General features: G+C 63.9%; 14 protein-coding genes. 6 read left to right on the top strand and 8 right to left on the bottom strand.

Annotated elements, in window-relative coordinates:
* Positions 1 to 3: 3 nt before the first annotated feature.
* From B5G12_RS03920 to ybaK, 8 genes are all read right to left on the bottom strand, one after another.
* Complete coding sequence (locus tag B5G12_RS03920) at positions 4 to 1185, bottom strand: phosphoribosylaminoimidazolecarboxamide formyltransferase (RefSeq protein WP_087324086.1); 1182 nt, start codon at positions 1183 to 1185, stop codon at positions 4 to 6.
* A 49-nt stretch (positions 1186 to 1234) separates the two neighbouring features.
* A complete protein-coding gene (locus B5G12_RS03915; RefSeq protein WP_087323959.1) occupies positions 1235 to 2008 on the bottom strand; it encodes an IMP cyclohydrolase in 774 nt (257 codons plus the stop codon).
* 19 nt (positions 2009 to 2027) lie between these two features.
* Positions 2028 to 2624: a phosphoribosylglycinamide formyltransferase gene (gene purN, locus B5G12_RS03910; RefSeq protein ID WP_087323957.1), complete on the bottom strand. Its 597-nt coding sequence runs from the start codon at positions 2622 to 2624 to the stop codon at positions 2028 to 2030.
* Positions 2618 to 3664, bottom strand: a complete 1047-nt coding sequence (purM, locus tag B5G12_RS03905) for a phosphoribosylformylglycinamidine cyclo-ligase (RefSeq protein ID WP_087230765.1) — start codon at positions 3662 to 3664, stop codon at positions 2618 to 2620. Before purM ends, purN begins: the two co-directional genes overlap by 7 nt.
* A gap of 3 nt (positions 3665 to 3667) precedes the next feature.
* Positions 3668 to 5140 (bottom strand): amidophosphoribosyltransferase, encoded by a 1473-nt coding sequence (purF, locus tag B5G12_RS03900; RefSeq protein ID WP_087230768.1) that lies wholly within the window; start codon positions 5138 to 5140, stop codon positions 3668 to 3670.
* Positions 5141 to 5175: 35 nt separating this feature from the next.
* Positions 5176 to 5676, bottom strand: coding sequence for a 5-(carboxyamino)imidazole ribonucleotide mutase (gene purE / locus B5G12_RS03895; RefSeq protein ID WP_087323956.1), 501 nt, complete (start codon positions 5674 to 5676; stop codon positions 5176 to 5178).
* A gap of 89 nt (positions 5677 to 5765) precedes the next feature.
* Positions 5766 to 5897, bottom strand: coding sequence for a hypothetical protein (locus B5G12_RS15070; RefSeq protein ID WP_275532637.1), 132 nt, complete (start codon positions 5895 to 5897; stop codon positions 5766 to 5768).
* Positions 5898 to 6174: 277 nt separating this feature from the next.
* On the bottom strand, positions 6175 to 6660 hold the full coding sequence (gene ybaK / locus B5G12_RS03890) for a Cys-tRNA(Pro) deacylase (protein ID WP_087230774.1): 486 nt from the start codon (positions 6658 to 6660) through the stop codon (positions 6175 to 6177).
* A gap of 205 nt (positions 6661 to 6865) precedes the next feature.
* On the opposite strand from ybaK, the gene aroF reads away from it, so the two are divergent.
* The 6 genes from aroF (at position 6866) to B5G12_RS03860 (ending at position 12150) form a co-directional block, all read left to right on the top strand.
* Positions 6866 to 7879, top strand: a complete 1014-nt coding sequence (gene aroF / locus B5G12_RS03885; RefSeq protein ID WP_087230777.1) for a 3-deoxy-7-phosphoheptulonate synthase — start codon at positions 6866 to 6868, stop codon at positions 7877 to 7879.
* Positions 7880 to 8195: 316 nt separating this feature from the next.
* Entirely contained in the window at positions 8196 to 8600 is a 405-nt protein-coding gene (locus B5G12_RS03880) for a DUF3783 domain-containing protein (protein WP_087230780.1), read from the top strand.
* Positions 8597 to 9697: an FAD:protein FMN transferase gene (locus B5G12_RS03875; RefSeq protein ID WP_087323954.1), complete on the top strand. Its 1101-nt coding sequence runs from the start codon at positions 8597 to 8599 to the stop codon at positions 9695 to 9697. The genes B5G12_RS03880 and B5G12_RS03875 overlap by 4 nt, the downstream gene beginning before the upstream one ends.
* A gap of 154 nt (positions 9698 to 9851) precedes the next feature.
* Complete coding sequence (locus B5G12_RS03870; RefSeq protein WP_087323952.1) at positions 9852 to 10523, top strand: response regulator transcription factor; 672 nt, start codon at positions 9852 to 9854, stop codon at positions 10521 to 10523.
* On the top strand, positions 10520 to 11599 hold the full coding sequence (locus B5G12_RS03865) for a sensor histidine kinase (RefSeq protein ID WP_087323950.1): 1080 nt from the start codon (positions 10520 to 10522) through the stop codon (positions 11597 to 11599). The genes B5G12_RS03870 and B5G12_RS03865 overlap by 4 nt, the downstream gene beginning before the upstream one ends.
* Positions 11596 to 12150, top strand: coding sequence for a hypothetical protein (locus B5G12_RS03860; protein ID WP_087323948.1), 555 nt, complete (start codon positions 11596 to 11598; stop codon positions 12148 to 12150). The genes B5G12_RS03865 and B5G12_RS03860 overlap by 4 nt, the downstream gene beginning before the upstream one ends.
* The last annotated feature ends 46 nt before the right edge of the window (positions 12151 to 12196 follow it).

Genomic DNA, 12196 nt, shown 5'->3' with positions numbered 1-12196 from the left:
GGATCAGTGATGGAACAGCCGCACACCGCAGAACGCCATGGCGATGCCGTACTTGTTGCAGGTGTCGATCACCTGCTGGTCACGGATGGAGCCGCCGGGCTGCACGATGGCGGTGACGCCGCTGCGGCGGGCCCGCTCGATGTTGTCCCCAAAGGGGAAGAAAGCGTCCGAACCCAGGCACACCCCGGTGACATGGCTGAGGTACTCTTTCTTCTCCTCGGCGGTCAGGGGTTCGGGCTGGCGGGTAAAGGTCTCGGCCCACACATCATCCCCGATCACATCCTCGGGGGTGTCCCCGATGTAGACGTCGATGGCGTTGTCGCGGTTGGGCTTGGAGACGTCCTCCCGGAAGGGCAGGTCGAGCACCTTGTCCATATGGCGCAGCTGCCAGTTGTCCGCCTTCTGGCCCGCCAGGCGGGTGCAGTGGATGCGGCTCTGCTGGCCGGCGCCCACGCCGATGGTCTGGCCGCTTGAAACATAGCACACGCTGTTGGACTGGGTGTATTTGAGGGTGATCAGGCTGATGATCAGATCCCGCTTCTGCTCCTCGGTCACCGTCTTGTTCTCGGTGACGAAGTTGTTCAGCATGGTGTCGGCGTTGATCTCCAGCTCGTTGCGGCCCTGCTCAAAGGTGATGCCGTAGACCTGCTTGTGCTCGATGGGGTTGGGGCGGTAGGCGGGGTCGATGGCCACCACGTTGTAGTTGCCCTTCTTCTTGCCGGCCAGGATGGCCAGGGCCTCCGGCTCATAGCCGGGGGCGATGATGCCGTCCGACACCTCGTGCTGGATCAGGCGGGCGGTGGGCACGTCGCACACGTCGCTGAGGGCGATCCAGTCCCCAAAGGAGGACATCCGGTCGGCGCCCCGGGCCCGGGCATAGGCGCAGGCCAGGGCAGACAGCTCCATGGCGGGGTCCACATGGTACATCCGGCACTCCACATCGGTCAGGGGCAGGCCGATGGCCGCGCCCGCCGGGGAAACGTGCTTGAACGAGGCAGCCGCCGGCATGCCCAGGGCCTTCTTCAGCTCGAACACCAGCTGAATCGAGTTGAGGGCGTCCAAAAAGTTGATATAGCCCGGACGGCCGTTCAGCACGGTGACGGGCAGGTCCTCGCCGTTCTCCATATAGATGCGGCTGGGCTTCTGGTTGGGGTTGCAGCCGTATTTCAGGGCAAGTTCATTCATGGCGTTTTCCTCCCAAATCTTCATTCCAACCAGGGGCATGGCCCCTGGGTCATCCTTCCATCTCCTCGGGCAGCAGGGGCGGCTCCTCGGGGTCGTCCAGCGAACTGTCCACGGCGTCGTACTTGTTGTAGATCATGTCCCCGCTCTCGCCGCTCTCCAGGTCGATCACGCGGGCGAACAGGCTGACTTTGTTGTCCTCGTTCAGGCTGCTCCACAGGCCCCGGGCGAAATCCCCCACCGTGCGGGGGCAGGCAAAGCGCAGAGGCTCCCCTTCAAAGCTGGGGATGGGGTCGCCGTTGCACTTGTAGGTGCTGATGAAGTGCCCCTCCCCTGCCACCGGCTGGGGATAATCGAAGAAATAGCGCTGGACGCTGTCCCCGTTGCCGTCGGCCGACTTGAGGATGCTCATCTGGTAGCTGCCGTCCGCGTACACCACCGCCGAGATGCGGGGGGTCCAGTTGGGGCCGTCCGGCTCAAAGGTGCGGGTGCGCAGGGCGTCCGCAAAGCTCAGCCCGCGGCACAGCCCGTCGTAGATGGTATCGGTCTGGTCGCCGTTGGTGACGATGTGGGTGGTACCCAAAGTCAGCACGGGGTTGTAAATGATGAGGCTGGGGTCCTCCAGCTTGGCCGGGTCGGCAGCCATCGTGCAGATGCCGCCCCGCTCGGGCAGGGGGTCAAAGACCCGGTTGCGGCTGTTGGCGCTGCGCCCCATGATGAAGTAGCCGATGAACATCTGGCGCCCGTCGGGGGCCTTGGCCACCGCAATGCCCCGGCCGGGATACTCGTTGCCGGCCAGGTAAGCGTTCAGGTCGATCTTTTCCATAGCAGTTTTCCTCCTGTCATCAGACGATCTCGCCGCTGCACACCATGGCCACGGCTTTGGGCAGCAGCTTCCACTCGGCCTGCTCCATCACCCGCTTCTGCAGCGTCTCGGGGGTGTCGCCGGGCAGGATATCCACGGCCTTTTGCAGCAGGATGGGCCCGCCGTCGCACTCCTCGTTGACAAAGTGGACGGTGGCGCCGGTCACCTTGCAGCCCCGGGCCAAGGCGGCCTGATGAGGCCGCAGCCCATACATCCCCGGCCCGCAGAAGGCAGGGATGAGCGCCGGGTGAACGTTCAGGATACGGCGGGGATAGGCCTGCACCACCCTGGGGCCCAGCACCGACAAAAAGCCGGCCAGCACCACCAGGTCGATGCCGTGGCCCCGGAGCACCTCCAGCAGGGCCTCGTCGAACGAGTCCGGGGAAGCGTAGTCCTTGCGGCTGACTACGCAGCTTTCCACCCCGGCCTTGGCCGCCCGTTCCAGGGCGTAGACCCCCGGCTTGGAGGCCACCACCAGGGTGATCTTGCCATGGGGGTTCTCCCCCCGGGCCTCGCTGTCCAGCAAAGCCTGCAAGTTGGTCCCGCCGCCCGAGACCAGCACCGCGATCTTCAGCACAGTTCGACCCCCTCGCCCTCTGCGATGACGCCCAGACGGTAAGCGCCCGGCTCACCGTTGGCGTGCAGGATCTCCAGGGCCTTGTCCGCCTGTGCGGCGGGAACGGTCAGCACCATGCCCACGCCCATGTTGAAGGTATTGAACATATCCCGCTCGGGGATGTTCCCCGCTTTCTGCAGCAGGCCGAACAGGGCCGGGGTACGCACGTCGCTCCTGGCGATGCGGGCGCAGCAGCCCTTCTTCAGGCTGCGGGGGATATTCTCATAGAAGCCGCCGCCGGTGATGTGGGAGATGCCTCTCACCTGCACCTGCTCCAGCAGGGCCAGCACCGGCTTGACATAGATCTTTGTGGGGGCCAGCAGGGCCTCGCCCAGGGTGCGGCCCTCCAGTTCGGCGGGCTTTTCCTGCAGCACCTCGGGGTGGCCCTCCAGGTCGAACACCTTGCGCACCAGGGAGAAGCCGTTGGAGTGCACGCCCGAGGAGGGCAGCGCCAGGATCACATCCCCCGGCTGCATGGTATTGTTGTCCAGGATCTTGCTCTTATCCACCACGCCCACGGTGAAGCCCGCCAGGTCGTACTCGTCCTCGGGATAAAAGCCGGGCATCTCGGCCGTCTCGCCGCCCACCAGGGCAGCGCCCGCCTGGACGCAGCCCTCGGCCACGCCCTTGACCAGGTCAGCGATCTTTTCGGGCACGTTCTTGCCGCAGGCGATGTAGTCCAGAAAAACCAGGGGCTTGGCGCCGGCGCAGATGACGTCGTTGACGCACATGGCCACGCAGTCGATGCCCACCGTGTCGTGCTTGTCCAGCAGCATGGCGATGCGCAGCTTGGTGCCCACGCCGTCGGTGCCCGAGATCAGCACCGGGTGGTCGATGCCGGTGCAGTCCAGCTCGAACAGGCCGCCAAAGCCGCCCAGGCCGCCGATGCAGTGCTGGTTCATGGTGCGGCTGACATACTGCTTCATCAGCTCCACCGAGCGGTAGCCCGCGGTGATGTCCACACCGGCTGCCTTATAGCTTTCCGAATAGCTCTTTTCCATGGTTCATTCTCCTAACTTTTTCTCCCCCTTGGGCCGCTGGCGCAGGGGACGGTCGTGGATGTCGGTGGAGAGCACCACCTCGGGCTTGACGGCGTACCGGCCGGTGAAGCAGGCGGTGCAGAAGCCGCAGCCCGCCTTGGGCGCCAGCTGCACCACATGTTCCTCCGACAGATACCCCAAAGTGTCGGCGCCGATGATCTCGTTGATCTGTTCCACCGTGCGGCCGGTGGCCACCAGCAGTTTCTGGTCGGGGATATCGGTGCCGAAATAGCAGGGATACTTGAAGGGCGGGGCGGACACCCGGAAATGGACCTCTTTGGCCCCGGCGTCCCGCAGCAGCTTGATGATGCGGGCCGAGGTGGTGCCCCGGACGATGGAATCATCGATCAGCACCACGCGCTTGTCACGGACGGTGCTGGCAATGGCGTTCAGCTTGATGCGCACGCTGTTTTCGCGCTGCTTCTGGCTGCCCTGGATGAAGGTGCGGCCGATATACTTGTTTTTGACAAAGCCGATGCCGTAGGGGATGCCGCTGGCCTCGGCATAGCCGATGGCCGCATCCAGGCCCGAGTCGGGCACGCCGATCACCACATCCGCTTCCACCGGGTGCTCCTGGGCCAGGAAGCGGCCCGCCTGCATCCGCGCCTCGTGCACCGAGCAGCCCTCGATGATGCTGTCGGGCCGGGCAAAGTAGATATACTCAAACACACACATCTGGCTGGGCTTGCTGTTGCAGCGGTCCCGGATGCTGCGCAGGCCCCGGGCGTCGGCCACGACGATCTCGCCCGGCTCCACGTCCCGCAGCAGGGTGGCCCCCACCGCATCCAGAGCGCAGCTCTCGCTGGCAAACACATAGCCGCCCCCCGGCAGGGTGCCGATGCACAGAGGCCGGTAGCCCCGGGGGTCCCGCACGGCGATCAGCTTGGTGGAGGACATGATGACCAGGCTGTAAGCCCCCTCCAGGGAATCCATGGTGGCGGCCACCGCCTGCTCGATGCTGCCGTGCTTGAGGCGGTTGCGGGTGAGCAGATAGCAGATCACCTCGGTGTCCGAGGACCCATGGAAGATGGCGCCGTCGTTCTCCAGGGCGTTGCGCAGCTGCACCGCGTTGGTCAGGTTGCCGTTGTGGCACAGGGCCATGGTGCCCCGGCCGTGGCGGACGATCATGGGCTGGGCATTGGCCCGCACCCGGCTGCCGGCAGTGGCGTAGCGCACATGGCCGGTGGCCATATGGGCCTCGGGCTTGCGGAGGCTGGCCATCACCTGGGAGGTGAACACCTCGTTGACCAGGCCCAGGTCCCGGTGGCCGGTGATGACGCCGTCCTCGTTGACGGCCATGCCGCAGCTCTCCTGGCCCCGGTGCTGCAGCGCATACAGCGCCGCGTACACCGCCACCGCCACGTCCTCGGTGCCGGCCTTGTCGTAAATTCCAAAAACGCCGCATTCCTCATGGAGCGGATAGGCAAAATCAGACATTCTATCTCCTTCGTTGTGCTGTGTAGCTTTTCCTTTTACAGAGCGGCGATCTCCTGCTGGAGCCTGGCTTCCTTGGCGGCGATCTCATCGCCCATCTTGACCCGCTCAGCCTCCAGCCGCGCGGCCAGCTGCTTGTCGGACAGAGCCAGGATCTGGGCGGCCAGCCAGGCGGCGTTCTTGGCGCCGTTCAAAGCCACGGTGGCCACCGGGATGCCGCTGGGCATCTGGACGGTGGCAAGCAGAGCGTCCAGGCCGTCCATGGCGCCCCCCTTCATGGGGATGCCGATCACCGGCAGGGTGGTATTGGCCGCAAAGGCCCCGGCCAGGTGGGCCGCCATGCCGGCGGCGCACAGGATCACACCAAAGCCCGCCTCTTTGGCCCCCTTGGCAAAGGCGGCAGCCTGGGCCGGGGTGCGGTGGGCCGAAAGGATATGGGCCTCAAAGGGGATGCCCAGATCCTTCAGCTGGGCGCAGGCCCCCTTGACCACCGGCCAGTCACTGTCCGAACCCATGATAACGGCAACTTTACGAATCATACTCTTTTGTCCTCCATCCTAAATCCTGTGAAAAGCGGGCCGAAGCCCCGGCAAAACAAAAAAGGCTGTGATGCGGCTACACCACGGCCTTATTCTGCAAACATGACGGTACGGCAAAGCCCGGCGGAAGCAAACGACAGCCGCCAGCCGAAACCATTGAGACAAACCAGCCGTCCATCCGGCAGCTGCGTCCCAGCCAAGCTCTTGTTGTCAAAGCCCATGCTCCGTCCGCCTCCGGGCGCCCTGGGGCGCCTGCCTTCTTCTTTTCCCGCAGGGCGCACAGCACCCCGCTCACGTTTACAGTGTACGGCAAAAAACCGGCTTTGCAAAGAGATTTTACACAAATTCTCCCTTGTGTTTTACCTGCCCAAAGCCCGCCGGGAAAGTTTTGTGCAATTTTCCCCACATATCCCCGTGGTAGTACGACTTTCCCCGCCTTTCGGCCTTTTGCGCCACGCGCCGCGTTTTTTCCACAAACTGCCGTCAATAAAGCCGGCCTCACTGGCGGGTCAGGGGGGCGGTGCCGGCTTTAGCCGCCCGGATCAGGTCGGCCGGCGCGCAGCATACCTGCAGCCCGATCCGCCCTGCCGAGACATAGATCTTCTCCTGCTGCAAAGCGCTCTGGTCAAATACGGTGGGATACTGCTTCTTCATCCCCACCGGGCTGCACCCGCCCCGTACATAGCCCGTCACCTTGTTGATGTCGGCCACATGGATCATGGCTACGCTCTTTTCCCCCACACTGCGGGCGGCGGCTTTCAGATCCAGCTCGGCTTCCACCGGGATGACGAACACAAAATAGCCGCGGCTGGCCCCCTGGGTCACCAGGGTCTTGAACACACAGGCCGGGTCCAGCCCCAGGCTGCGGGCCACGGTGGCCCCGTCCACCGCCACCCCCTCCTCATGGGGGTATTCCCGGGCGGTGTAGGCCACCTTCTCCTTTTCCAGCATCCGCATGGCGTTGGTCTTGGCTTCTTTTGCCATCCTGATCTCTCCTTCTCTCCTATATATATTTATAATACCACAAATTCCGCCCAAAGAACACCCGCAGGGGCCCTGCGGCAAAAATTTTTCTTTGCCCCTTGACTTCACGCTCCTGAAGTGTTATAGTAGTCCCACCGATTCATTACACTGAAGCAAAGCAGAGGCGCCGCCGGACGCCGCTCCGGGGCGGAAAGGGAGAGCCGCTATGATCATCATTCTCAAACAGGACGCACCCGAAGCGCAGGTGCGCGAATTCTGCCACGAACTCATGGGCATGGGCTTCGAGATCAACGATTCCAAAGGCCGGGACACCCATATCCTGGGCCTGATCGGGGACACCAAAGCCATTGCCGAAAGCTGGGTGCTGGCCAACCCCGTCGTGGAGACGGTGCGCCGGGTATCCGAGCCCTACAAAAAGGCCAACCGCAAATTCCACCCCGACGACACGGTGGTGGACGTGCAGGGGGTCAAGATCGGCGGGGGGCATTTTGCGATGATCGCCGGGCCGTGCAGCATCGAGAGCGAGGAGCAGATCACCTACTGTGCCCAGCGGGTCAAAGCCGCCGGGGCCAGCCTGCTGCGGGGCGGCGCCTTCAAGCCCCGCACCTCCCCCTACTCGTTCCAGGGGATGCGCAGCGAAGGGCTGGACCTGCTCAAGCTGGCCCGCCGGGCCACCGGCAGCCCCATCGTCACCGAGATCATGAATACCGAACACCTGCCCCTGTTTGAAAACGTGGACCTGATCCAGATCGGCGCCCGCAATATGCAGAACTTTGAGCTGCTGAAAGCGGTGGGCCGCCAGAAAAAGCCGGTGCTGCTCAAGCGGGGGCTGGCCAACACTCTGGAGGAGCTGGTGATGAGCGCCGAATACATCATGGCGGAGGGCAATGAGAATGTGATCCTCTGCGAGCGCGGCATCCGGACTTTTGAGACCAGTATGCGCAACACCCTGGACCTGGCCGCTGTGGTGATGCTGCACAAGATGACCCATCTGCCGGTGGTCGTGGACCCCAGCCATGCCTGCGGCCAGGCCTGGATGGTGCCCCAGCTGGCCAAGGCCGCCGTCGCGGCGGGGGCTGACGGCCTGATGATCGAGGTGCACAACGACCCCGCCAAAGCCAAGTGCGACGGCGCCCAGAGCCTGACCCCCGACCAGTTTGACGAGCTGACGGACTTTTTGAAGCGTGAAGTGGAATTTTTCGGCAAAATGTGGAATTGATCCTCCCTGCCCCGGCCCCGCCGGGGCTTTAGCGTGTCGAAAAACGACACGCTCCAGGGGGAACCCATTTCTGCGCGCAGCCGCGCGGCAGAAATTCCTTCCCCCTGGTATCCCCCTGGGGACAAAATTTAGCGCTGAACCGCGCACTCGCCGCAAAGCGGCTCGCACACTCTCAGCGCCAAATTTCCCTGTATGTGCCCCGTCCATCCGCACATGTCGGCTGGACGGGGCTTTTTTGTGGCTGCGCTGTTTTCTTTCCGGACGGTTTGTGGTATACTCTGAACGATTTACACACACCATGAAAGAGGTATATCCCATGAAAGCTCATATTGCCCGCAACCAGAACGCCGGCGTGCCCATGGTCCTGGCCTGGAACCTTGCTCCCGGCGACCGGGGCATCCTGGACGGGATGGCGGACGCCTTCGGGATGAAGGTGCAGCTGGTGCCGCCCGCCAGCGCAGGCCAGACCGTGGCCCAGCTGCTGGGTGAAGTGCCCCTGGCCGCAGCCCGCACCCTCAGCCTGGCCCCCGGCGCCTACCCGCCCGCCATCGTTCTGGCCAACTTCCGCCCCAGGGATGCCGCCACCCTGCTGGATCTGCTGGACAACGCCAAGGCCCAGATCCCCCTGCGGGCGCTGGTCACCCCCGCCAACCGCCAGTGGGTTTTTGCCGACCTGCTGGGCCAGCTGGCCGCAGAGAAAGGCCAGGTGAGCCGGGGATGAGACGAGCCAAACGACTGCTGGCCGCCCTGGCCTGCCTGGGGCTGTGCCTGGGCCTGCTGGCCGGCTGCTCCAGCCAGCCCAAAACCACCGTCAGCGACAACGCCCAGCGCTTTACCGCCTACTATTTCGATGTCTTTGACACCATGACTCAGGTGATCGCCTACTGCGATTCCCAGGCCGAGTTCGACGAGCAGATGGACGCCCTCCATCAGGACCTGGTCGCCTACCACCAGCTCTATGACATCTACAACGACTACGACGGCATCAACAACATCAAGACCATCAACGACAACGCGGGTGTGGCCCCGGTCAAGGTGGACCAGCGGATCATCGATATGCTGGATGAAGCCATCCGGCTGTACGACACCACCGGCGGCAAGCTGAACATCGCCATGGGCAGCGTGCTGGCCATCTGGCACGATTACCGGGAGGCCGCCGAAGCCGACCCCTCCGACGAGGACAACGCCCTGCCCACCCAGGCCGAGCTGGAGGCCGCCGCCCAGCACTGCGACATCAACGACATCGTCATCGACCACGAGGCCGGCACCGTCTATCTGGCCGACCCCGAGATGCGGCTGGACGTGGGCAGCGTGGGCAAAGGCTATGCGGTGGAGCAGGTCTGCCGGGCGGCCCAGGCCCGGGGCCTGATCAGCGCGTCGGTGAGCGTGGGCGGCAACCTGCGCTCCATCGGCTCCAAGCCCAAGGGCCAGCCCTGGGAGAGCGGCATCGCCAGCCCCTGGAGCGACCAGCTGATCTACAACAGCCAGACTTCCCTGATCGCGGTGGTGGACTCGGATGACCGGGCGGTGGTGACCAGCGGCGACTACCAGCGCTACTACACGGTGGACGGGGTGCGCTACCACCACATCATCGACCCCGACACCCTCTGGCCCGCCGACTATTTCACCGCCGTCACCATCCTCTGCTCCGACTCGGGCCTGGCCGACTGCCTGTCCACCGGCGTCTTTTGTATGCCCCTGGAAGAAGGCATGGCCCTGATCGAGAGCCTGGACGGGGTAGAGGCCCTCTGGTGTACCAAGGACGGCCAGGTGGTCACCTCCAGCGGCTTTGCCCAGTACCAGATCGAAACGGAATAACGATACCCGGTATCCCGCAGCCCCCGGCTTTCTCCGTGCGAGAGAGCAGGGGCTGTTTTCGCTTTTTATCCCCTTTTGGCCCCATCTTAACAAAACCCAAACAATCCTGTGGTATGGTAGGGGCAAAACCACGCCAGCCAGGAGGGCTTTTGCCATGATCCATATCCTTGTTGTAGACGATGACCCCAAGCTGACCCAGGCGGTCTGCACCTATCTGAACAACAGCGGCTACCAGGCCAAGGGCTGCCTGAGCGCCCAGGCCGCCTACGACGCCATGTACAGCCAGCTGTATGACCTGATCATCTCCGACATCATGATGCCGGGCACCGACGGCTTCCACTTTGCCAAAACGGTGCGCACCCTGAACAAGACCATCCCCATCCTGTTCATCTCGGCCCGGGATGATCTGTCCTCCAAGCAGAAGGGGTTCGACATCGGCATCGACGACTATATGGTCAAACCGGTGGACCTGAGCGAGCTGCTGATGCGGGTGCGCGCGCTGCTGCGGCGGGCCCGCATCGAGGCCAGCCGCCGGCTGACGGTGGGCAGCCTGGTGCTGGACGCCGACGCCCTGACCGCCGCCGTAGACGGCCGGGAGATCCCCGTGACCACCCGGGAGTTCAACATTCTTTACAAGCTGCTCAGTTACCCCAACCACGCCTTTTCCCGCTCCCAGCTGATGGACGAGTTCTGGGGCGTGGAGAGCGACACCGGCCTGCGGGCTGTGGATGTCTACATCGTCAAACTGCGGGACAAATTCGCCTGCTGCGGCAGCTTTGAGATCAAGACGGTGCGGGGCCTGGGCTATAAGGCGGTGATCCTATGAAACGCAGCCGGATGGATTCCCTTTTCCCCTTGTCCCTGTTCTTCCTCTACCTTGTGGTCCTGTTTTTGATGTCGGGGGTCCACACCGGGCTGGTCACCCTCGCCAACGAGGAGGACTGGAACGATCTTGTCCAGATCAGCCTGCCCATCCTCTACTGGGCAGCGGTGGCAGCCGGCCTGACCTTTTTCACCCGCAAAAAGATGATCCAGACCTACGACCGCCCCATGAAGGAGCTGGCCCGGGCCGCCGGGCAGGTGGCGCAGGGGGATTTCTCGGTCTATATCCCTCCCATTCATACCGCCGACCGGTACGATTACCTGGACCGTATGATCCTGGATTTCAACCAGATGGTGGCCGAACTGGGCAGCCTGGAGACCATGCGCACCGATTTCATCGCCAACGTCTCCCACGAATTCAAGACGCCCCTGGCTGCCATCCAGAACTACGCCCAGCTGCTGGAGCAGCCCGGCCTCTCCCCCAAAGAGCAGCGCGCCTGCACGGCGGCCATCCTCGGCAGCACCCGGCGGCTGTCGGCGCTGGTCACCAACATCCTCAAGCTGAACAAGCTGGAAAGCCAGCAGCTGAAGCCCCAGCCGGTCCCCTATGACCTGTGCCGCCAGCTGAGCGACTGCGCCCTGGCCTTTGAACCGGTCTGGGAGGAAAAGCAGATCGAGTTCGACGCCAGTCTGGAGGACCGCACGGTCATCCAGGCCGACGCCAGCCTGCTGGAACTGGTGTGGAACAACCTCTTGTCCAACGCATTCAAGTTCACCCCGCCGGGCGGCCGGGTGACCCTGACCCAGTCCTGCCGGGACGGCTGGGCCGTCGTGACGGTGGCCGACACCGGCTGCGGCATTTCCCCCCAGGCGCAAAAACACATCTTTGACAAATTCTACCAGGCGGACCCATCCCATGCCTCTGCGGGCAACGGCCTTGGGCTGGCGCTGGTCCGCCGGGTGCTGGAACGGACCGGCGGCCGGATCACCGTGGACAGCTCCGAGGGGCGCGGCTCGGCCTTCACGGTGCAGCTGCCTCTGGGTACATCTGCTATGCAAAGCGAGGACACAGCCTTATGAATCAAACTTCCTACACCGGCTATGAGTACCGCGAGATCACCGTTCCCGAATCCCATGCCTCCCTGTGCATGGACAGCTACCCCTGTTTTGGCTGGCAGCCCGACCCCAACAAGCCCGCGCCGGCGATGGCCAGCAGCTTTTCTGCCAAAGGCCGCCAGCGGCAGCCCTGGGTCACCCTGGCGTTCCGGCGGGAGCGCACCATTGCCAACCGCCCCGAATTGACCCGCCTGCAGCGCCATTTTGACAGCTGCATCGGGGAACTGGCCTCGCTGGAAAAAGCCCGCCGCAGCCGGCCCGCCGCAGCTGCCTGGGGCCTGGCCCTGGCAGGCACCGCCTTTATGGCGGGTTCCACCTTTGCCGCCGTGGCGCAGCCGCCCATCGTCTGGCTGTGCATCCTGCTGGCCATCCCCGGCTTTGCAGGCTGGATCGGGCCCTATTTCCTCTACCAGGCCGTCCTGCGCCGGGAGAGCGCCCGCATCGCCCCCCTGATGGAGCAGAAATACGACGAGATCCACGAAGTATGCGAAAAGGGCAGCCGCCTGCTGTACTGACCCTGCCCCCGGCGCCGCAGTTTTCTGCGGCGTTTTTATATTTTTC

This window comes from Faecalibacterium sp. An58, from assembly GCF_002161515.1.
In the GTDB taxonomy this organism is placed as follows: domain Bacteria; phylum Bacillota; class Clostridia; order Oscillospirales; family Ruminococcaceae; genus Faecalibacterium; species Faecalibacterium avium.
Note: the sequence above shows the minus strand (reverse complement) of the source record. Positions and strands in the feature narration are given on the sequence as shown.